Consider the following 18,748-nt stretch of genomic DNA (forward strand, 5'->3'; position numbering starts at 1 on the left):
TTTTGCTCCCCCCGCCGCCGGCGTCGGGCCCCCCACCCCACGAACTCGCACACAAACAACCCCCCCCCCCCCCCCCGCCCCCCCCCCGGCCCCCCCCCCCGCCACCCCACCCTCCCGAAAGCCCCCCGACAACCACAGAAACCCCGAGGGCCCCCACCGTTCCCGGCAGGGGCCCTCGTCAACACTCACCTCAGCGGTGATCAAGCGCCGGATTCACCGTCACCTCGACCCGCTGGAACTCCTTGAGCTCCGTGTACCCCGTGGTGGCCATCGCCCGCCGAAGCGCCCCGAACAGGTTCATCGTCCCGTCCGGCGTGTACGAGGGCCCGGTCAGGATCTCCTCGGTGGTGCCGACCGTCCCGAGGTCCACCCGCTTGCCCCGCGGCAGCTCCTCGTGGACGGCCTCCATCCCCCAGTGGAACCCCTTGCCCGGCGCATCCGTCGCCCGGGCCAGCGCGGCGCCGATCATCACCGCGTCCGCCCCACAGGCGACCGCCTTCGGGATGTCGCCGCTGTAGCCGACGCCACCGTCCGCGATCACGTGCACGTAGCGCCCACCGGACTCGTCCATGTAGTCGCGACGGGCGGCCGCCACGTCGGCCACGGCCGTGGCCATCGGCACCTGGATGCCCAGCACGTTGCGGGTGGTGTGGGCCGCGCCCCCACCGAACCCGACCAGCACCCCGGCGGCGCCGGTCCGCATCAGGTGCAGCGCCGCGGTGTACGTGGCACAGCCGCCGACGATCACCGGAACGTCCAGCTCGTAGATGAACTGCTTGAGGTTGAGCGGCTCGGCGGCACTGGAGACGTGCTCGGCCGAGACGGTGGTGCCACGGATGACGAAGACGTCGACCCCGGCGTCCACCACGGCCTTGGAGAACTCGGCGGTGCGCTGCGGCGAGAGCGCGGCGGCGGTGACCACACCGGAGTCGCGGACCTCCTGGATCCGCTGCTTGATCAGCTCGGCGCGGATCGGCGCGGCGTAGATCTCCTGGAGCCGGCGGGTCGCGGTGGACGGGTCGGTGATCGCGGCGATCTCGTCCAGCAGCGGCTGCGGGTCCTCGTAGCGGGTCCACAGGCCTTCGAGGTTCAGCACGCCCAGACCGCCGAGGCGGCCGATCTTGATGGCCTGCTCCGGCGAGACCACGCTGTCCATGGGGGCCGCCAGGAACGGCAGCTCGAAGCGGTAGGCGTCGATCTGCCAGGCGATCGAGACCTCCTTCGGGTCCCGGGTACGACGGCTGGGGACGACGGCGATGTCGTCGAAGGCGTACGCCCGGCGGCCGCGCTTGCCACGCCCGATCTCGATCTCGGTCACTTCGAGCCCTTCTGCTGTGTTGCTCATGCCCGCCGGGTCACCCCGGCCGCACCCCAGTATCCCGTACTGCCGCTGGTCCCGCCCCGACGGCCCGTACCCGGCCCCGACGGCCGGGCCCGTACCCGCGGAGGGTCCGGACACGCGAGGAGGGCCCGCGTCGGCGGGCCCTCCGGGGTTCAGCGGATCAGCGGGTCGAGTAGTTCGGCGCCTCGACGGTCATCTGGATGTCGTGCGGGTGGCTCTCCTTGAGCCCCGCCGAGGTGATCCGGACGAAGCGGCCCTTGCTCTCCATCTCGGCGACGGTGGCGGCGCCGACGTAGCCCATGGTCTGGCGCAGGCCGCCGACCAGCTGGTGCAGCACGGCCGACAGCGGGCCGCGGTAGGGCACCTGGCCCTCGATGCCCTCGGGGACGAGCTTGTCGTCCGAGGCCACCTCGGCCTGGAAGTAGCGGTCCTTGGAGTACGAGCGGCCCTGGCCGCGGGACTGCATGGCGCCCAGCGAGCCCATGCCGCGGTAGGACTTGAACTGCTTGCCGTTGATGAACATCAGCTCACCCGGCGACTCCTCGCAGCCGGCCAGCAGCGAGCCGAGCATCACGGTGTCGGCACCGGCGGCCAGCGCCTTGCCGATGTCGCCCGAGTACTGGAGGCCACCGTCGCCGATGACCGGCACGCCGGCCGCCTGGCAGGCCACCGCGGCCTCGTAGATGGCGGTGATCTGCGGCACGCCGATGCCGGCGACCACGCGGGTGGTGCAGATGGAGCCGGGGCCGACGCCGACCTTGACGCCGTCCACGCCGGCGTCGATCAGCGCCTGGGCGCCGTCGCGGGTGGCGACGTTGCCGCCGACCACGTCGACCTTGACGGCCGACCTGATCTTCGCGATCCAGGCCAGCGCGTTGTGGCTGTGGCCGTGCGAGGTGTCCACCACCAGGAAGTCCGCACCGGCCTCGACCAGGGCCTGGGCCCGGTCGAACGCCTCGGCGCTGGCACCGACGGCGGCGCCGACCAGCAGCCGGCCCTCGGAGTCCTTGGCGGCGTTCGGGTACTGCTCGGCCTTGACGAAGTCCTTGACGGTGATCAGGCCCTTGATCCGGCCCTCGTCGTCGACCAGCGGCAGCTTCTCGATCTTGTGGCGGCGCAGCAGGGCCATCGCGTCCACGCCGGAGATGCCGACCCTGCCGGTGATCAGCGGCATCGGGGTCATGATCTCGCGGACCTGGCGGCTGCGGTCCGACTCGAAGGCCATGTCGCGGTTGGTGACGATGCCGAGCAGCTTGCCCGCCTCGTCGGCGATCGGCACGCCGGAGATGCGGAACTTGGCGCACAGCGCGTCGGCCTCGGCCAGGGTGGTCTCCGGGCCGACCGTGATCGGGTCGGTGACCATGCCGGACTCGGAGCGCTTCACCAGGTCGACCTGGTTGGCCTGGTCCTCGACCGACAGGTTGCGGTGCAGCACGCCGACGCCGCCCTGGCGCGCCATCGCGATGGCCATTCGCGACTCGGTGACCTTGTCCATCGCCGCGGAGAGCAGCGGGATGTTGACGCGCACGTTCCGGGAGACCCGCGAGGAGGTGTCCACCTGGTTCGGCAGCACCTCGGAGGCCCCGGGCAGCAGCAGGACGTCGTCGTACGTGAGCCCGAGCATGGCGAACTTCTCGGGTACGCCTGCGGCGTTGTAAGACATTTGGGGGGTACCTTCCGTGGCCGGCCTAATCCGCTCACGCCCTGAGGGTGGGGGCGCATTCATCGCTCACTCGCGCAGACCGCCGAAGCCGGGTGCAATGGGAGGATCCTCCAAGGGGACCCCGCGCGCACCCGTCAAACTTTGGTGACCCGCCCAGGCGCCGATACCCCATGGTACTGGCACCGCGAATGTGTCCTCGTGTGCCCTTGACAACAACCCCACCCCGTGGATCATTCCTCCACAATCGGCGGAAACGGCACGGATCAGGAGGACTCCTCCGCGAGCGCCCGCAGCCGGCTGAGCGCCCGGTGCTGGGCCACCCGGACGGCACCCGGTGACATCCCGAGCACCTCGCCGGTCTCCTCCGCCGACAGCCCCGCGGCCACCCGCAGCAGTACCAGCTCGCGCTGACGGGCCGGCAGGTTGGAGAGCAGCTCCTTCGCCCAGGCCGCGTCGCTGCTCAGCAGCGCCTGCTCCTCGGGGCCGAGCGCCTCGTCCGGCACCTCGGGCAGGTCGTCCTGGGGCACGACCGTCGAGCCGGGCCCGCGCATCGCGGCCCGCTGGAGGTCGGCGATCTTGTGCGCGGCGATCCCGTACACGAAGGCCTCGAACGGACGCCCCTGGTCCTTGTACCTGGGCAGCGCGCAGAGCACCGCGACGCAGACCTCCTGGGCGACGTCGTCCACGTGGTGCCTGGCACCGCCGGGCAGCCGGACCAGCCTGGCGCGGCAGTACCGCTGTGCCAGCGGGTGGACGTAGGCGAGCAGCGCGTCGATCGCCGGGCCCTCGCCGCGCACCGCGGCCGCGACCAGCTCGCCCACCAGCGGCGAGCCGCCCGTGCCGAGCACCGGCGGGCGGCCTGGCCCCGCCTGGCCGGCGGAGTCGCCGGGTTCCGCGTACGACGGATCGTGGCCCGGGCCGGAGGGCTCGGCCTCCACCGGGTCCGCCTGGCCGGGCGCACCGGCGACGTCGTCGCGCATCGGTCCATGGTGCCTGGTCGAGCGGGAAAACGCGGCACCGCGTCCGGAGTTGTGCACCGGAACGTTATGCGCTGCGGCACCGTGCGACGTGCCGCGCACCACCGGCCCCTCCTGCACCGTGCCGCCTCCCGCCCCGTCGCCGTCGGTGGTGGTCCCGTCCGTCGCGCCGTCCGCCGAGTGTCCTGCGGCTGCGTGGTCCGCCGCAGTGCCTGTCCGCTGGTCCCCGAGGTGCTCCACTCCTCCATGGTGCAACCTCGGGACCGTAACGTCACACGCCCGTGCGGCAGCCGCTCCGGGAACCGCCGGCGGCACGCCGCACCCGGCGGCGCCGCCGGTGGTCAGCGGACCAGGCCCCAGCGGAAACCCAGCGCCACCGCGTGCGCCCGGTCGGAGGCACCGAGCTTCTTGAACAGCCGCCGGGCGTGGGTCTTGACGGTGTCCTCGGAGAGGAACAGCTCGCGACCGATCTCGGCGTTGCTGCGACCGTGGCTCATGCCCTCCAGCACCTGGATCTCACGCGCCGTCAGCGTCGGCGCCGCACCCATGTCGGGGCTGCGCAGCCGGCGCGGGGCGAGCCGCCAGGTCGGGTCGGCGAGGGCCTGGGTGACGGTGGCCCGCAGCTCGGCGCGCGAGGCGTCCTTGTGCAGGTATCCGCGGGCACCCGCGGCCACCGCGAGCGCGACACCGTCGAGGTCCTCGGCGACGGTGAGCATGATGATCCGCGCGCCCGGGTCGGCGGACAGCAGTCGCCGGACCGTCTCGACCCCGCCGAGGCCGGGCATCCGGACGTCCATCAGAACGAGATCGGAGCGGTCTGCCACCCAACGGCGGAGGACCTCCTCCCCGTTCGTCGCGGTGGTGACCCGGTCCACACCGGGTACGGTCGCGACCGCGCGGCGAAGCGCCTCGCGGGCAAGCGGGGAATCGTCGCAAACGAGAACGGAAGTCATGACCGTCGTCCTCCGCAGCTGATCCGCGTCACGTTGAGCCTCCTGGCTGGTACGAACCTCTCCGACACGGCCGATCGGCGACAGACTCCGTGCTGATCGCCCCAACCTGCCCGCGATCTTTCCCGACGTCCGGCGCCCGCTAACCGCCTCCGCACTTCCAACGACCGTCACTCGAATGAGTTACGGCCTTCGGGGCCATCTCCACCACTGTACGTGGCCAACCCATTACCGATCAGCCGCATCGCGGTGCACACGCCGCACTTTTCCGCAGCTCGCGCGCGGTGGGCGCACGACCCGCACACCGATTCGCCGCGTCGCGCGCCCGGCGGCCACCCGATTGCCACGCCCGCGCCGGGCGGAGCCCTTGCCCACTATGCCCGTTTTTATAGCTTTCGTATGGTCATTGACTGTTGTGCCAGTGTGTGGGTGACTTGTCCATGGAGTTGCCTTAAGTCATATTTCCAGGTGTCCACACCAGTGCATCGAAGCCCCGCCGCACCGCTCGGCAGCAGCCCCGCCGAACGCCCGGCGGACGGCCGACAGCCTCTGAAGGGAATGAGCCATGGCAGATTTCTCCCGCCTCCCCGGTCCCAACGCGGACCTCTGGGACTGGCAGCTCTCCGCAGCCTGCCGTGGCGTGGACAGCTCGCTCTTCTTCCACCCCGAGGGCGAGCGCGGGGCCGCGCGCAGTTCGCGCGAGGCCAGCGCCAAGGAGGTCTGCATGCGCTGCCCGGTGATCGCCGAGTGCGCGGCGCACGCGCTGGCGGTCCGGGAGCCGTACGGCGTCTGGGGCGGGATGACCGAGGACGAGCGCGAGGAGATGCTGGGGCGCTCGCGGCACCGCCTGGTCGAGGTCCCGCTGGCCCCGCCCGCGGTGGCCCAGCACTAGCCCTGTCTTCCGATGCGCCGTGAGGAAACGTTTTTTCGCGGCGCTTCAGCCTGCTCGCTCACGGCGAGTTCCGGACCACCGCGCCCCGGTCACCCACCGTCAGCGGTCGGCGGCCGCCCCCGCCAGCCGCTCCAGCATCAGCGCCACGGCCGGCACCTCGGCCAGGTCCGGCAGGGTCAGCGCGACCACCTGGCGCACCGCGGACGCTCCGGAGGCCGTCCGCACCGGCACCGTCGACACGCCGTCAGGGCGCACCGAGCGGAGCGCCAGCCCGGGCAGCACCGCCACCCCCAGCCCCGCCGCCACCAGGCCGACCACCGCCGGGTAGTCGTCCGTCGCGAAGTCGATCCGGGGCTCGAAGCCCGCCCCGGCGCACAGCTCCACCAGATGCCCCCGGCACTGCGGGCAGCCGGCGATCCACTGCTCCTGCGCCAGCTCGGCCAGCTCCACCGCCCCGCCCCGCCCCGCCAGCGGGTGGCCGGCGGGCAGCAGGCCCACCAGCGGGTCGTCCAGCAGCGGGGTGACCACCAGGTCGGACCAGTCGGTCCCGGCGGTCAGCTGCTGCGCCTCCAGGTTGGCCTCGGCCCTGGCCTCGCGCGGCGTGCCGTGGCCGGGCGCGGGGAGCGCGGCGCCGCCGTCGGCCCTGGGGTAGCGGAAGGCCAGCGCGATCTCGCACTCGCCGCCGCGCAGCATCGCCAGCGACTCCGGCGGCTCCGCCTCGACCAGCGACACGCACACCCCCGGATGGCCGTCCCGCAGCCGGGCGACCGCGGGCGGCACCAGGGTGGAGCTGGCGGTCGGGAAGGAGACCAGCCGCACCCGTCCGGCCCGCAGCCCGGCGATCGCGGCCACCTCCTCCTCGGCGGCGGAGAGCCCGGCCAGGATCCCGGTGGCATGCTTGAGCAGGACCCGGCCCGCCTCGCTGAGCTGCATCCCGCGGCCCGAACGGACCACCAGCGGGGTGTCCACCGACTTCTCCAGGGCCTTCATCTGCTGGCTGATGGCGGGCTGGGTACACCCCAGCTCACGGGCGGCGGCGGAGAAGGAGCCGGTGCGGGCGACGGCACGCAGGACGCGCAGATGGCGGGCCTCGATCATGCCTCAGTTATAAGGCAATCTTTGCATTCTGCAAAATTCTACTGATAGCTGACCGTCGGCACACCGCCCGGACCGGAGGACCGGGCCGGGCCGGCAACGGCCGGAGGCCCGGCCCGCCTCCCGAGGGGAGCGGACCGGGCCTCCGGTCAGGCGGTGGGGCCTCAGTGCGAGTGGCCGTGCGAGTGGCCGTGGCCGCTGTCGGCCTCCTCTTCCTTCTTCTCCACCACGAGGGTCTCGGTGGTGAGGAGCAGGGAGGCGATCGAGGCGGCGTTCTCCAGGGCGGAACGGGTGACCTTGACCGGGTCGATGACGCCGGCCTTCACCAGGTCGCCGTACTCGCCGGTGGCGGCGTTGTAGCCCTGGCCGATCTCCAGCTCGGAGACCTTGGAGGTGATGACGTAGCCCTCCAGGCCGGCGTTCTGGGCGATCCAGCGCAGCGGCTCGTGCAGCGCCTTGCGGACCACGGCGACACCGGTGGCCTCGTCACCCGACAGGCCCAGGCCGTCCTCCAGCACCTTGGCGGCGTGGACCAGGGAGGCCCCGCCACCGGCGACGATGCCCTCCTCGACCGCGGCGCGGGTCGCCGAGATGGCGTCCTCCAGGCGGTGCTTGCGCTCCTTCAGCTCCACCTCGGTGGCGGCGCCGACCTTGATGACGCAGACGCCGCCGGCCAGCTTGGCCAGGCGCTCCTGCAGCTTCTCGCGGTCCCAGTCGGAGTCGGTGGCGGCGATCTCACCCTTGATCTGGGCGACGCGGCCGGCCACGGCCTCGGCGTCACCGGCACCGTCGACGACGGTGGTCTCGTCCTTGGTGATGGTCACGCGGCGGGCGGTGCCCAGCACGTCCAGGCCGACCTGGTCGAGCTTGAGGCCGACCTCCTCGGAGATGACCGTGCCGCCGGTCAGGGTGGCCAGGTCGCCGAGGATCGCCTTGCGGCGGTCGCCGAAGCCCGGGGCCTTGACGGCGACGGCGTTGAAGGTGCCACGGATCTTGTTCACGACCAGGGTCGACAGCGCCTCGCCGTCGACGTCCTCGGCGATGATCAGCAGCGGCTTGGAGGCACCGCCCTGGAGGATCTTCTCCAGCAGCGGCAGCAGCTCCTGGATGGAGGAGATCTTGCCCTGGTTGATCAGGATGTACGGGTCCTCCAGGACCGCCTCCTGCCGCTCCGCGTCGGTGACGAAGTACGGCGACAGGTAGCCCTTGTCGAACTGCATGCCCTCGGTGAAGTCCAGCTCCACGCCGAAGGTGTTCGACTCCTCGACGGTGATGACACCGTCCTTGCCGACCTTGTCGATCGCCTCGGCGATCAGCTCGCCGACCTGGGTGTCCTGCGCGGAGAGGGAGGCGACGGCGGCGACGTCGTCCTTGCCCTCGATCTCGCGGGCGACGGACAGCAGGTGCTCGGAGACGGCGGCGACGGCCTTGTCGATGCCCTTCTTCAGGGCGGCCGGGCCGGCACCGGCGGCGACGTTGCGCAGACCCTCGTTGACCAGGGCCTGGGCCAGCACGGTGGCGGTGGTGGTGCCGTCACCCGCGACGTCGTTGGTCTTGGTGGCGACCTCCTTGACGAGCTGCGCGCCAAGGTTCTCGTACGGGTCGTCCAGCTCGACCTCGCGGGCGATGGTGACACCGTCGTTGGTGATGGTCGGGGCGCCGAACTTCTTGTCGATGACGACGTTGCGGCCCTTGGGGCCGATGGTCACCTTGACGGTGTCGGCCAGCTTGTTGACACCGCGCTCCAGCGAGCGGCGGGCGTCCTCGTCGAACTGCAGGATCTTCGCCATGTTCCCTATTCCCTCGGGGCTGCGGCCGGCCCACCGGCCGCCGAACTACGTGAACCAACAACCACGCCCCGGGCCCCTGTCACTTGGGACACGGATCCGGGGCGGGTCGGAACGACTTACTTCTCGATGCTGCGTTTACTTCTCGATGATGGCGAGAACGTCGCGAGCCGAGAGGACGAGGTACTCCTCGCCCTGGTACTTCACCTCGGTGCCGCCGTACTTCGAGTACAGGACGATGTCACCGACGGCGACGTCGAGCGGCAGACGCTGGCCGTCCTCGAAGCGGCCCGGTCCGACGGCCAGGACGACGCCCTCCTGGGGCTTCTCCTTGGCGGTGTCCGGGATAACCAGGCCGGAGGCCGTGGTGGTCTCGGCGTCGAGCGGCTGGACCACGATGCGGTCCTCGAGCGGCTTGATGGCAACCTTGCTGCTGGTGGTCACGTCCGAGCTCCCCTTCGGAGATTACGGGGTTTTCTAACGGGTAGGGCGATCCTGCGGGCCTGCCGTCGCGGGGGTCAGACACACGTCGTCGCATTAGCACTCTCCCGGTGGGGAGTGCCAAGGACGACCATAGGGCCGGGTTAGCACTCAGTCAACCAGAGTGCCAACGGCGCGCCCTGAGATCCCTGGTTCCGGGATGAGTAGTCGTACTCATGTGCGGCCGGTCCCGGCCCGGACAGACTCCCTGCCATGACTCCGATCCCGGCCCGCATCGGCCCGTCCCGGCTCAAGGACGCGGCCCTCGCCGTACTGTCGCTGCCCCTCCTGGGAGCCGCACTGCCGTTCGTCGCCTTCTTCGTCGTCGCCTCCCTCGGCAACGGCCCCGGCCACGGGGACGACGGGGACGGACTCGGGTGGGCCTTCCTCGGCATCGGGATGCTGGCCGCCCCGGTCGTCGCCCTGGCGGCGGGCCTGGTGGTCGCCTTCCGCAGCCGGCGGTCCGGCTACCGGCTCCTGCCGTTCGCGGCCGCGCTCTCCCCGTTCGCGCTGCCCGTGGTCCTCTCCTCGGGCGTCCTGTGGCGGTGAACCGGCCGCTGCCCGCGAGAATGGCCCCGTGGACACCGAGAACCTCCAGCCCCTGCTGACGCCCGAGGGCCAGGCCCTGCTCGCCGAGCTGCGCGAGTTCACCCCCGAGGAGGAGCTGGCGCTGGCGACCCGGTTGCGCCGGGAGTACCCGGCGGAGCTGGTGTCCGCGGCGTTCGGGCAGGCGCGGCTGCGGCAGCGGGCCCGGGCGAAGTTCGGGGCGGACGCCGACCTGATGTACTTCACGCCCAACGGGGTCGAGCAGTCCACCAGGCGCAGCGTGGCCGAGTGGCGGGCGCAGCGGTTCGCCGGGCTGGGCGTACGGCGGCTGGCGGACCTGTGCTGCGGCATCGGCGGGGACGTGCTGGCGCTGGCCCGGGCGGGCATCGAGGTGCTGGCCGTCGACAAGGACCCGGCGGCCTGCGCGGCCACCGCGGCCAACGCCGCCGCGCTGGGGCTGGCCGAGCTGGTGGAGGTGCGCTGCGCGGACGTCGCCGAGGTGGACGTCACCGGCTACGACGCGGTGTTCACCGACCCGGCCAGGCGCACCTCGCGCGGCCGGGTGTTCGACCCGGAAGCGTACGCCCCGCCGCTCTCCTGGGCGATCGAGGCCGCCCGGCGGACCCCGGTCGGCGCCCTGAAGGTCGCCCCCGGCATCCCGCACGAGGCCGTGCCGCGGGACGCCGAGGCCGAGTGGGTCTCCGACCACGGCGACGTCAAGGAGGCGGTGCTCTGGTTCGGCACCCGGGCCGCGCACCCGCACCGCGCCACCCTGCTGCCGCAGGGCGCCGGCCTGACCGGGGGCGACCTGCCCGACCCGCCGGCCGGCCCGGTCGGGCGCTACCTGTACGAGCCGGACGGCGCGGTGATCCGGGCCCACCTGGTGGCCGAGGTGGCCGGGCAGGTCGGCGGCCGGCTGATCGACCCGAAGATCGCCTACCTGACCTCGGACGAGCTGGTCGCCACCCCGTACGCGCACGCCTTCGAGCTGACCGACGTGCTCCCGTTCGGCATCAAGAAGCTGAAGGCGCTGCTGCGCGAGCGGGCGGTCGGCACGGTGGTGATCAAGAAGCGCGGGATGGCGATCACCCCGGAGGAGCTGCGCCGCCAGCTCAAGCCCTCCGGGCCGAACACCGTCACGGTGATCCTCAGCCGGACCGACCACGGCCCGCTGATGATGCTGGGGCAGCCGGTCTGAGCTACGACGCGGGCGCCTGGATGTAGTCCTCCAGCCGGGCCACCGAGAAGCCCTGCTCCTGGATCCGGGCCAGCAGGTCGCCGAACATCTGGGTCATCGTGGCGCCCTTGAGCTCCTTGGGGCCGCGGAAGTGCGCCAGGATGATGTCGCCGGACTTCAGCTTCTTGTCCCCCGACTGGTACTGCATGTCGTGGATCTGCATCGACTCGCGCCACAGCACCATCGCGCGCGGGCCGCACTGCTGGACCGAGGTGTTGAGCGTCGGGGTGCTGGCGCCGTCGCCGAAGGGCGGCCGGAACAGCAGCGGGGCGGTGCCGTACTGCTGGGTGAGCGCGGACTGCGCGTCGCAGATCTCGGACTTCTGCTTCTCCGCCGGGATCTTGCTCATCACCGGGTGGTCCACGGTGTGGTTCTGGACGTGGTTGCCCAGCGCCTGGAGCGGCTTGAAGTAGCCGTAGTCGTTCTTGACGATGTCCCGGGTCAGGAACATCGAGATCGGCACCTTGAGGTCGGTCAGCATCTCGACGAACTTCGGGTCCTTCTCGGCACCGTCGTCGATGGTGATGAAGACGACCTTGTCGTTCGTCTTCACCTCGCTGAACACCGGTACCGGGCCGGTCCGTTCGAGCTTGACGGGCTTGTCGGCGGGCGGCGCGGGAGCGGGGGCGAGCGGGGTGAGGTTCCACTTGGCCCAGGCCGCCGCGCCGGCGCCGGCCGGGGCGGGGGTGGTCGGGGCGGCGCCGGCCGGCGCGGCCCCGGTGGGCGGGGGCGTGCCCGGCCCGGTCGTGGCAGCCGTGGTGGCCGGGGCGGCGCTGCCACCGCCTCCGCCGTCGCCGCAGGCGGTGGCGAAGGCCAGCAGGGCCAGCGCCCCCACCGCGTACGTCCTGGTCCTGCTCCGCCCGTCCCTGATCACCGCAGCGCGCTCCCGGTTCCCGTCCAGCTCTCTCGGCTATGCACGGTAACGGCTGCCGCCGCGGTTCCCGATCCGGGGTTACTCGACGTGTTCGCTGCTGAAGGACCAGCGGTGCACCGGTCGGCCGAGCAGCTCGGCCGGCGGGTCGGCGACGGGCCGGGGCTCGCCGCTCCACCAGCTGATCAGCAGCACCCGCTCCCCCGCGGCCGTGAGCAGTTCGAGGCGTTCGAGACCGGCCGCTCCGCGCAGCGCGGGCAGCGCCGACTCCCTTGCCCAGGCGGCGAGTTCGGCCCCACGGCCGGCCGCGGCCCGGGCCTCCCACATCGCGGCGACGGTCATCAGGCGCCGCCGCCGAGGGCCTGGTAGGCCTGGCCGTGGACGTCGCCGTGCTCCAGGTGTGCGGCCGGGACGTGGACGTCGGTCACCGGCAGCGAGGAGTCCGCCGACAGGTCGAGCGAGGACGGCGCGCGGTCGCGCCACACCATCTCTGCGCCCAGCGCCGCGACCATCGCGCCGTTGTCGGTGCACAGGCCGGGCCGGGGCACCCGCAGCCGGATGCCGGCCCGGTCGCAGCGCTGCTGGGCCATCTCGCGCAGCCGCGAGTTGGCCGCCACGCCGCCGCCGATCATCAGGTGGTCGACGCCGCTGTCCCGGCACGCCTTGACGGCCTTGCGGGTGAGCACGTCGGTGACCGCCTCCTGGAAGGACGCCGCCACGTCGGCGATCGGCACCTCCTCGCCGGCCCGGCGCTTGGCCTCCACCCAGCGGGCGACGGCGGTCTTCAGGCCGGAGAAGGAGAAGTCGTACGCCGGGTCGTTCCTGCCGCTCAGGCCGCGCGGGAAGGCGATCGCCTTCGGGTCGCCCTCGCGGGCCGTGCGGTCGACGATCGGACCGCCGGGGAAGCCCAGGCCGAGCACCCGTGCGACCTTGTCGAAGGCCTCACCGGCCGCGTCGTCGATGGTCGCGCCGAGCGGGCGGACGTCGCTGGTGATGTCCTCGCTGAGCAGCAGCGAGGAGTGCCCGCCGGAGACCAGCAGGGCCATCGTCGGCGAGGGCAGCCGGCCGTGCTCCAGCTGGTCGACGCAGATGTGCGAGGCGAGGTGGTTGACCCCGTACAGCGGCTTGTCCAGCGCCCAGGCGTACGCCTTGGCGGCGCTGACGCCGACCAGCAGCGCGCCGGCCAGGCCGGGGCCCGCGGTGACGGCGATGCCGTCCAGGTCGCTCGCCTTGACCCCGGCGGTGTCCAGGGCGCGCTGGATGGTCGGGACCATCGCCTCCAGGTGCGCGCGGCTGGCGATCTCGGGGACGACGCCGCCGAAGCGGGCGTGGTCGTTGACGCTGGAGGCGACCGCGTCGGCCAGCAGCGTGGTGCCGCGCACGATGCCGACGCCGGTCTCGTCGCAGGAGGTCTCGATGCCGAGGACGAGCGGTTCGTCAGCCATGGCGGGTGTCCTCAATGTCCTTCGGGTCAGTGCTGTCAGTGCTCGGGTGGTCGAGGCGCATCACCAGCGCGTCGACGTTGGCGGGCTGGTAGTAGCCGCGCCGGATGCCCACCGGTTCGAAGCCGTGGCGCTCGTACAGCCGCTGGGCGCGCGGGTTGTCCACCCGCACCTCCAGCAGCAGCTCGGCGCACTCGCGCCGGGCGGCCTCCCGGATCAGGTCGGTGAGCAGCGCCGTGCCGAGGCCGCCGCCCTGGTGGCGGTCGTCGACGGCGATGGTCTGGACGTCGCCCTCGCCCGCGATCACCATCAGCCCGGCGTAGCCGACGATCGCGCCGTCCGGGGCGGCCGCGACGGTGTAGTGGCGGGTGCCGCCGGGATGGGACTCGGCCAGCTCGGACCAGAACATCCCGGCGGACCAGGCGTCCTCCGGGAAGAGCCGCAGCTCCAGCTCCAGCACCGGGGCGATGTCCCACCAGCGCATCGGGCGCAGGGTGGTGCCGTGGTTCACGCGGGGAGCACCGCCTTGTAGCCCGCCGGGACCTGGGCGTCCGGGCGGCGCAGGTACAGCGGGACGTTCGGCAGCAGCTCGCGCCCGGCGGTCAGCTCGGCGGCGGCGAAGCCGGCCAGGGCGCCGGCCGAGACGTGCTCGGGGCCGTGCGCGCCGGGGAACGCCTCGGGGTAGAGCACCGCGCCGGCGCCGACGGAGCGCTCCCGCGGGGTCAGCTCGGCCGGACGGTCCACGCCGGGGCCCTCGGTGCGGCGGCCCTCGGCATCGTACGAGGCCCAGTAGACCTCCTTGCGGCGCGCGTCGGTGGCCACCGTGAACGGCCGGCCGGCCAGGCCCTCGGCGCGGGCCTGGAAGGCGATCGCGTCCAGGGTGCAGACGCCGTGCACCGGCAGCCCGAGGGCGTGGCCGAGCGCGGCGGCGGTCACCAGGCCGACCCGGAGGCCGGTGTACGGGCCCGGGCCGACGCCGACCGCGATGCCGGTCAGCCGGTGCTTGTCCACACCGGCGGCCCGCAGCACCTGGTCGATCGTGGGCAGCAGCAGTTCGCCGTGGCGCCTGGCGTCGACCTGGTGGGTCTCGGCGAGGACAGCCGTGCCGTCGTGGACGGCGGCGGTGACGGCGGGGGTAGCGGTGTCGAACGCGAGCAGCAGCACGGGGTCAAGGTTAGACCGACGTTGGGCCGACCGGCCGATCGGCCGGGTGTACCACCCGGGAACACACATCCGAGGCGCTGCGACCCGACAGGATGAACCTGGCACGATGGGGCCGTACGTAAAGGGACGGCGGCGGGAGCGGCAACGTGGCGAAGATGGGTCCTGGAGTGGTGGTCACGGGGTTGACCCTGGGGGCCCTGGCGGTGGTGAGCCTGTTGGCCTTCCAGGCGAACGGCGCCCAGGACCGGGCGGGCGGCGCCAAGCCCACCGTGACCACCAGCGCGACCGGCACGGCCACCACCGCGGCGCCGACCGCCTCGGCCACCCCGACCGTCCCGCCGGTGCCGACCACCACGGGCACCGGCCCCCGGGTGGTCTACTCGATCGGCAGCCACTACGTCTGGCTGGTCGACCCGAAGAAGAACCCGCAGGTCGCGGCCGCCTTCCCGGTCACCCCGGGCTCGGTCGAGCCGACTCCGGGCAGCTACGCGGTGTACAGCCGCACCCCGACCACCACCGGGACGGACGGCAAGCAGATCGAGCACGTGGTGCGCTTCGCGCAGCAGAACGGCGTGGTGTTCGGCTTCAGCGCCGCGGTGGACGGCGCGACGCCGACCACCGACCCGAGCGCGAAGACCGGCGGCATCCGCAGCGGCCGCGCCGAGGGGCAGCTGCTCTGGGACTTCGCGCCGAAGGACACCAAGGTGGTCGTGGTCGCCTGATCCGGGACGGCCCTGAACCGCCCAGGTGGTTCCGGGCCCGGAAGAACCGGCCTCACGCGGCCCGGGGCGCCTGCGCCTCGGGCCGTTCGTCGTGCCCGGGCCGCGGTTCGGGCGGGGTGGACACCGCCTCGGCGGCCGCGCGGGCGGCCAGCAGCGCCCGCATCGGCTCTCCCGGAGCGCGGTGGGCGGACTCTCCGGCCCCGGCGGCGCGGACCGGCCGCTGCGGGGCGGGGGTGGTGCTCGACATGGCGCCTCCCTAGTTAGGCAGACCTAACCGCAGCACCCATCCCACCACGCCCGGCGCCCCGCCCGCAACACCTTCCCGACAGCCTGTCGGCAAGATGCCGGCGACCCGGCGCGGCCGCTACCCGAGGTCCGCCAGCGGCACGTCCGCCCAGCGCGGGCCGATGCCGGTCAGCAGCACCCGGCGCGGGTCCTGGTCGTCCCCGTCCGCGGTGTCGCCGATGGCGCGCTCGATCCGGACCTCCAGCCGGTCCTCGGAGAGCCGCTCGACCTTGCCCTCGCCCCACTCGACCACGACCACCGACTCGGGCAGCGAGACGTCCAGGTCGAGGTCCTCCATCTCGTCCAGGTCCCCGCCCAGCCGGTACGCGTCCACGTGCACCAGCGCCGGGCCGCCGACCAGCGAGGGGTGCACCCGGGCGATCACGAAGGTCGGCGAGGTCACCGCCCCGCGGACCTGCAGGCCCTCCCCCAGGCCCCGGGTCAGCGTGGTCTTCCCCGCCCCCAGCTCGCCGGAGAGCAGCACCAGGTCACCCGGCCGCAGCAACGCGGCCAGCTCCCGGCCGAGCCGGCCCATCCGCTCCGGGGTGGGGACGGTGAGAGTGGCGTGCGAGCCCATGCGCGTGTCTTGCCCTTCGGTCCGTACCGGCGCACCGACCACCGGCCGCCACCGCTACCGTGCCACATCGGCGCGCCCCGCTGCGGCGGGCGGGGCCCCACGGAGGCTCAGGCCGGATCGGCCGCCGGGTCGAGGGCGGGGTCAGGGTCCCGGGGCCGTCGGCCCGCCAGGTCGAGGACGGCCGCGGGCAGCGGCGCCGCCCCCGCGAAGCCGGCGGCCCGGCGCAGCAGCCGCGCCAGCTCGTGGTCGACCAGCTCGGGGCGCTCCAGCATCACCAGGTGCCCGGCGCCCTCGGCCAGCACCAGCTCGGCGCCCGGCAGCCGCTCGGCCATCGCCTCGCTGTGCGTCGAGGGCGTCAGCAGGTCCTTCGTCCCGGCCAGTACCAACGCGGGCAGGCCGCGCAGGGCGGCGAGCGCCTCGTACTTCTCGTGCGCGCCGAACACCGGGTAGAACTCGGCGACCACGTCGATCGGGGTCGCGTCCAGCAGCTGCTCGGCGAAGCGCACCACACCGGGGTCGACGTCCCGGCCGCCGAAGGAGAACCTCCGGTAGAAGACGGCGGCCACGTCCGAGCCCAGCCGCCTGGTCGCCTCGACCAGGTCGACCTGGCGGCCCAGCAGCTTCACCACCCCGGGTGCGACCTTCTTGAACAGCTTCGCGCCGGCCCTCGGCAGGCCGAGGCTGACCTCGTTCCAGTCCCCGGCGAGGGTGCCGATCAGCGCGACCCCGGCGACGCGCTCGCGGAACAGCTCCGGGTGCTGGTCGGCCAGCGCCATCACCGTCATGCCGCCCATCGAGTGGCCCACCAGCACCAGCGGCCCGGTCGGGGCGACGACGTCGATCACCGCCTTGAGGTCGCCGCCCAGCTGGTCGATGCCGGCCGGCTCGCCCGCCAGGTAGGAGCGGGAGCGCTCGGAGCGGCCGTGGCTGCGCTGGTCCCAGAAGACCAGCCGCATGCCCTCGCGCAGCGCGGCCCGCTGGAAGTGCCAGCTGTCCTGGTTGAGGCAGTAGCCGTGGCAGAACACCACGGTCAGCGGCCCGGCGCCGTCAACCGCCCGCCCGCCTCCGGGACGAAGACCGTCCGCCCCCGGGCCGGCGCCGTCCGGCTCGTCCCAGCCGGTGCCGTCCAGCTCCACGTACAGCTCGGTGCCGTCCGGTGCGGCCACCCTCCTCGGGCGCCCGCGCAGCGAGCCGAACGGGGCCTTCGCGTCCAGCTCGGCCCGGGCCCGGCGGCGCATCGCCCGGCCGACGGTCAGCCGCTCGATCGCCACGCCCGCGGCCGCTCCGGCCGCCAGCACACCGACGGAGATCCCGATCACACCGGCCCGGCTCACCCCGGAGGCGGCGCCGGCCACCCTGGCCACCGCCGCGACCGGGTTGCCCTCGGCCGGCGCGTCGGTCATGCCGTCGGGCCCTCGGCGTGGCTGCCGCCCAGGTAGCGGCGGGGCACCCGGGCACCGATCCGGGTGATGATCTCGTACGAGATGGTGCCGCAGGCACGGGCCCAGTCCTCGGCGGTGGGCTCGCCGTGCTCGCCGTTGCCGAACAGCAGCACCTCGTCGCCGATCGCCGGGGTGTCGCCGCCCAGGTCCACCACGAACTGGTCCATCGCGACCCGGCCGGCCACCGTGCGCCACTTGCCGTCGATCTGCACCGGGCCGGTACCGCTGGCGTGCCGCGGGATGCCGTCGCCGTAGCCGACCGGGACCAGGCCCAGGGTGGTCTCGCCCGGTGTCGTGTAGTGGTGGCCGTAGCTGACCCCGTGCCCGCCGGGGACGTGTTTGACCAGCGCCAGCCTCGCGGTCAGCGCCATCACCGGGCGCAGCCCGAAGTCGGCCGGCGAACCCACCTCGGGCACCGGCGACAGCCCGTACGCGGCCAGGCCGGTGCGGACCAGGTCGAAGTGCGACTCGGGCAGCAGCAGGGTGGCCGGGGAGTTCGCCAGGTGGCGGACCTCGGGGCGCAGCCCGGCCGCCTCGGCCACGGCCAGCGCGGCCCGGTAGGAGTCCAGCTGGGCCTGGATCGACGGGTGGCCGGGCTCGTCCGCCGCGGCGAAGTGCGACCAGACGCCGACGACCCTCAGCAGCCCCTCGGCCTCGGCCCGGCGGGCGTCCGCCACCAGTCGCGGCCAGTCGTGCGGCTGGCAGCCGTTGCGGCCCAGACCGGTGTCGGCCTTCAGGTGCACCCGGGCCGGGATGCCGGTCTCGCGGACGGCCGGCAGCAGCTCGTCCAGCGCCCACTGCCCGCTGACCGAGACGTCCAGGTCCGCGCGCAGCGCCTCGCGCCACGGCCCGCCCGGCGTCCACAGCCAGCACAGGACGCGGGCCTGCTCCGGGCGGATGCCCGCGGCCCGCAGCGCCAGCGCCTCGTCCGGCGTCGCGCAGCCGAGCCAGCCGACCCCGTTCGCGACCGCCTCCCGGGCGCACTCCACCGCGCCGTGGCCGTAGGCGTTCGCCTTGACCGCGAGCATCACCGCCGCGCTGCCGACGCGCTCGCGCAGGGCCGCGAGGTTGCCGCGCAGGGCGGCGAGATCGATGGTCGCCTCGGCCCGTACGCCTTCGGTGAGGGTGGCCGTGCCGGTCGTGTTCGCAGTTGTCATCAGGGTCAGTCTCCCAGACGTCCCGGAGTCCTCGCCGAACGGCCCGTCGGCGCGGCGGCCCCCCACGACGCGCCGGCCTGCGGCGGACCGCCCGTTCACCCTGTCCAGGACGCCCTGAC

20 protein-coding genes are annotated in these 18,748 nt (G+C 73.3%); 4 read left to right on the plus strand and 16 right to left on the minus strand.

Features of this window, described 5'->3' with window-relative positions:
* Positions 1 to 190: 190 nt before the first annotated feature.
* From ACIQOW_RS04720 to ACIQOW_RS04735, 4 genes are all read right to left on the minus strand, one after another.
* Positions 191 to 1,318 carry a GuaB3 family IMP dehydrogenase-related protein gene (locus tag ACIQOW_RS04720; protein WP_401081293.1) on the minus strand — a complete coding sequence of 376 codons (1,128 nt, stop codon included), beginning with the start codon at positions 1,316 to 1,318 and terminating at the stop codon, positions 191 to 193.
* Positions 1,319 to 1,502: 184 nt separating this feature from the next.
* The gene (gene guaB / locus ACIQOW_RS04725; RefSeq protein ID WP_188296853.1) at positions 1,503 to 3,005 is read right to left on the minus strand and encodes an IMP dehydrogenase; all 1,503 of its coding nucleotides are present in this window, start codon (positions 3,003 to 3,005) and stop codon (positions 1,503 to 1,505) included.
* Positions 3,006 to 3,268: 263 nt separating this feature from the next.
* Positions 3,269 to 3,985 carry an RNA polymerase sigma factor ShbA gene (gene shbA, locus ACIQOW_RS04730; RefSeq protein ID WP_188296852.1) on the minus strand — a complete coding sequence of 239 codons (717 nt, stop codon included), beginning with the start codon at positions 3,983 to 3,985 and terminating at the stop codon, positions 3,269 to 3,271.
* A 338-nt stretch (positions 3,986 to 4,323) separates the two neighbouring features.
* Positions 4,324 to 4,935 (minus strand): response regulator transcription factor, encoded by a 612-nt coding sequence (locus tag ACIQOW_RS04735; protein ID WP_014136228.1) that lies wholly within the window; start codon positions 4,933 to 4,935, stop codon positions 4,324 to 4,326.
* A 562-nt stretch (positions 4,936 to 5,497) separates the two neighbouring features.
* Between ACIQOW_RS04735 and ACIQOW_RS04740 the strand changes: the two genes are divergently transcribed.
* Positions 5,498 to 5,824 (plus strand): WhiB family transcriptional regulator, encoded by a 327-nt coding sequence (locus ACIQOW_RS04740; protein ID WP_188296851.1) that lies wholly within the window; start codon positions 5,498 to 5,500, stop codon positions 5,822 to 5,824.
* A gap of 99 nt (positions 5,825 to 5,923) precedes the next feature.
* Here the strand turns inward: ACIQOW_RS04740 and ACIQOW_RS04745 are convergent, their stop codons facing one another.
* The 3 genes from ACIQOW_RS04745 to groES form a co-directional block, all read right to left on the minus strand.
* The gene (locus ACIQOW_RS04745) at positions 5,924 to 6,922 is read right to left on the minus strand and encodes a LysR family transcriptional regulator (protein ID WP_401079847.1); all 999 of its coding nucleotides are present in this window, start codon (positions 6,920 to 6,922) and stop codon (positions 5,924 to 5,926) included.
* 161 nt (positions 6,923 to 7,083) lie between these two features.
* Positions 7,084 to 8,709, minus strand: a complete 1,626-nt coding sequence (gene groL, locus ACIQOW_RS04750; protein WP_188296849.1) for a chaperonin GroEL — start codon at positions 8,707 to 8,709, stop codon at positions 7,084 to 7,086.
* 135 nt (positions 8,710 to 8,844) lie between these two features.
* Positions 8,845 to 9,150, minus strand: a complete 306-nt coding sequence (gene groES / locus ACIQOW_RS04755; protein ID WP_014136232.1) for a co-chaperone GroES — start codon at positions 9,148 to 9,150, stop codon at positions 8,845 to 8,847.
* 249 nt (positions 9,151 to 9,399) lie between these two features.
* Between groES and ACIQOW_RS04760 the strand changes: the two genes are divergently transcribed.
* Positions 9,400 to 9,735 carry a hypothetical protein gene (locus tag ACIQOW_RS04760; RefSeq protein WP_401079850.1) on the plus strand — a complete coding sequence of 112 codons (336 nt, stop codon included), beginning with the start codon at positions 9,400 to 9,402 and terminating at the stop codon, positions 9,733 to 9,735.
* A 28-nt stretch (positions 9,736 to 9,763) separates the two neighbouring features.
* Entirely contained in the window at positions 9,764 to 10,930 is a 1,167-nt protein-coding gene (locus ACIQOW_RS04765; RefSeq protein WP_401079852.1) for an SAM-dependent methyltransferase, read from the plus strand.
* 1 nt (position 10,931) lies between these two features.
* On the opposite strand, the gene ACIQOW_RS04770 is transcribed toward ACIQOW_RS04765, so the two are convergent.
* The 5 genes from ACIQOW_RS04770 to tsaB form a co-directional block, all read right to left on the minus strand.
* Positions 10,932 to 11,843 carry a polysaccharide deacetylase family protein gene (locus ACIQOW_RS04770; protein ID WP_401079854.1) on the minus strand — a complete coding sequence of 304 codons (912 nt, stop codon included), beginning with the start codon at positions 11,841 to 11,843 and terminating at the stop codon, positions 10,932 to 10,934.
* Positions 11,844 to 11,921: 78 nt separating this feature from the next.
* Positions 11,922 to 12,182, minus strand: a complete 261-nt coding sequence (locus ACIQOW_RS04775) for a hypothetical protein (protein ID WP_401079856.1) — start codon at positions 12,180 to 12,182, stop codon at positions 11,922 to 11,924.
* Positions 12,182 to 13,285 (minus strand): tRNA (adenosine(37)-N6)-threonylcarbamoyltransferase complex transferase subunit TsaD, encoded by a 1,104-nt coding sequence (gene tsaD / locus ACIQOW_RS04780; RefSeq protein ID WP_188297724.1) that lies wholly within the window; start codon positions 13,283 to 13,285, stop codon positions 12,182 to 12,184. The genes ACIQOW_RS04775 and tsaD overlap by 1 nt, the downstream gene beginning before the upstream one ends.
* On the minus strand, positions 13,278 to 13,766 hold the full coding sequence (gene rimI / locus ACIQOW_RS04785; RefSeq protein ID WP_188297727.1) for a ribosomal protein S18-alanine N-acetyltransferase: 489 nt from the start codon (positions 13,764 to 13,766) through the stop codon (positions 13,278 to 13,280). The genes tsaD and rimI overlap by 8 nt, the downstream gene beginning before the upstream one ends.
* Before the next feature lie 23 nt (positions 13,767 to 13,789).
* Positions 13,790 to 14,446: a tRNA (adenosine(37)-N6)-threonylcarbamoyltransferase complex dimerization subunit type 1 TsaB gene (gene tsaB, locus ACIQOW_RS04790; RefSeq protein WP_401079859.1), complete on the minus strand. Its 657-nt coding sequence runs from the start codon at positions 14,444 to 14,446 to the stop codon at positions 13,790 to 13,792.
* Between the two features lie 155 nt (positions 14,447 to 14,601).
* On the opposite strand from tsaB, the gene ACIQOW_RS04795 reads away from it, so the two are divergent.
* A complete protein-coding gene (locus ACIQOW_RS04795; protein ID WP_401081296.1) occupies positions 14,602 to 15,168 on the plus strand; it encodes a hypothetical protein in 567 nt (188 codons plus the stop codon).
* A 52-nt stretch (positions 15,169 to 15,220) separates the two neighbouring features.
* Here ACIQOW_RS04795 and ACIQOW_RS04800 read toward each other — a convergent pair whose 3' ends face one another.
* From ACIQOW_RS04800 to alr, 4 genes are all read right to left on the minus strand, one after another.
* Complete coding sequence (locus ACIQOW_RS04800; RefSeq protein WP_188297722.1) at positions 15,221 to 15,415, minus strand: hypothetical protein; 195 nt, start codon at positions 15,413 to 15,415, stop codon at positions 15,221 to 15,223.
* Between the two features lie 117 nt (positions 15,416 to 15,532).
* Positions 15,533 to 16,030, minus strand: coding sequence for a tRNA (adenosine(37)-N6)-threonylcarbamoyltransferase complex ATPase subunit type 1 TsaE (gene tsaE / locus ACIQOW_RS04805; RefSeq protein ID WP_188297721.1), 498 nt, complete (start codon positions 16,028 to 16,030; stop codon positions 15,533 to 15,535).
* A 107-nt stretch (positions 16,031 to 16,137) separates the two neighbouring features.
* The gene (locus tag ACIQOW_RS04810) at positions 16,138 to 17,433 is read right to left on the minus strand and encodes an alpha/beta fold hydrolase (protein WP_401079862.1); all 1,296 of its coding nucleotides are present in this window, start codon (positions 17,431 to 17,433) and stop codon (positions 16,138 to 16,140) included.
* Complete coding sequence (gene alr / locus ACIQOW_RS04815; protein ID WP_401079864.1) at positions 17,430 to 18,629, minus strand: alanine racemase; 1,200 nt, start codon at positions 18,627 to 18,629, stop codon at positions 17,430 to 17,432. The genes ACIQOW_RS04810 and alr overlap by 4 nt, the downstream gene beginning before the upstream one ends.
* Positions 18,630 to 18,748 lie beyond the last annotated feature (119 nt).

Source organism: Kitasatospora sp. NPDC091335, assembly GCF_044757205.1.
Lineage (GTDB): Bacteria > Actinomycetota > Actinomycetes > Streptomycetales > Streptomycetaceae > Kitasatospora.

What these genes read in the sequence shown, in the direction of transcription:
- guaB (WP_188296853.1), bottom strand. Translation starts at nt 3,005, where the DNA reads ATGTCTTACAACGCCGCAGGCGTACCCGAGAAGTTCGCCATGCTCGGG.
- shbA (WP_188296852.1), bottom strand. Translation starts at nt 3,985, where the DNA reads ATGCGCGACGACGTCGCCGGTGCGCCCGGCCAGGCGGACCCGGTGGAG.
- ACIQOW_RS04735 (WP_014136228.1), bottom strand. Translation starts at nt 4,935, where the DNA reads ATGACTTCCGTTCTCGTTTGCGACGATTCCCCGCTTGCCCGCGAGGCG.
- ACIQOW_RS04740 (WP_188296851.1), top strand. Translation starts at nt 5,498, where the DNA reads ATGGCAGATTTCTCCCGCCTCCCCGGTCCCAACGCGGACCTCTGGGAC.
- ACIQOW_RS04745 (WP_401079847.1), bottom strand. Translation starts at nt 6,922, where the DNA reads ATGATCGAGGCCCGCCATCTGCGCGTCCTGCGTGCCGTCGCCCGCACC.
- groL (WP_188296849.1), bottom strand. Translation starts at nt 8,709, where the DNA reads ATGGCGAAGATCCTGCAGTTCGACGAGGACGCCCGCCGCTCGCTGGAG.
- ACIQOW_RS04760 (WP_401079850.1), top strand. Translation starts at nt 9,400, where the DNA reads ATGACTCCGATCCCGGCCCGCATCGGCCCGTCCCGGCTCAAGGACGCG.
- ACIQOW_RS04775 (WP_401079856.1), bottom strand. Translation starts at nt 12,182, where the DNA reads ATGACCGTCGCCGCGATGTGGGAGGCCCGGGCCGCGGCCGGCCGTGGG.
- tsaD (WP_188297724.1), bottom strand. Translation starts at nt 13,285, where the DNA reads ATGGCTGACGAACCGCTCGTCCTCGGCATCGAGACCTCCTGCGACGAG.
- rimI (WP_188297727.1), bottom strand. Translation starts at nt 13,766, where the DNA reads ATGCGCTGGTGGGACATCGCCCCGGTGCTGGAGCTGGAGCTGCGGCTC.
- ACIQOW_RS04795 (WP_401081296.1), top strand. Translation starts at nt 14,602, where the DNA reads ATGGGTCCTGGAGTGGTGGTCACGGGGTTGACCCTGGGGGCCCTGGCG.
- ACIQOW_RS04800 (WP_188297722.1), bottom strand. Translation starts at nt 15,415, where the DNA reads ATGTCGAGCACCACCCCCGCCCCGCAGCGGCCGGTCCGCGCCGCCGGG.
- tsaE (WP_188297721.1), bottom strand. Translation starts at nt 16,030, where the DNA reads ATGGGCTCGCACGCCACTCTCACCGTCCCCACCCCGGAGCGGATGGGC.
- ACIQOW_RS04810 (WP_401079862.1), bottom strand. Translation starts at nt 17,433, where the DNA reads ATGACCGACGCGCCGGCCGAGGGCAACCCGGTCGCGGCGGTGGCCAGG.
- alr (WP_401079864.1), bottom strand. Translation starts at nt 18,629, where the DNA reads ATGACAACTGCGAACACGACCGGCACGGCCACCCTCACCGAAGGCGTA.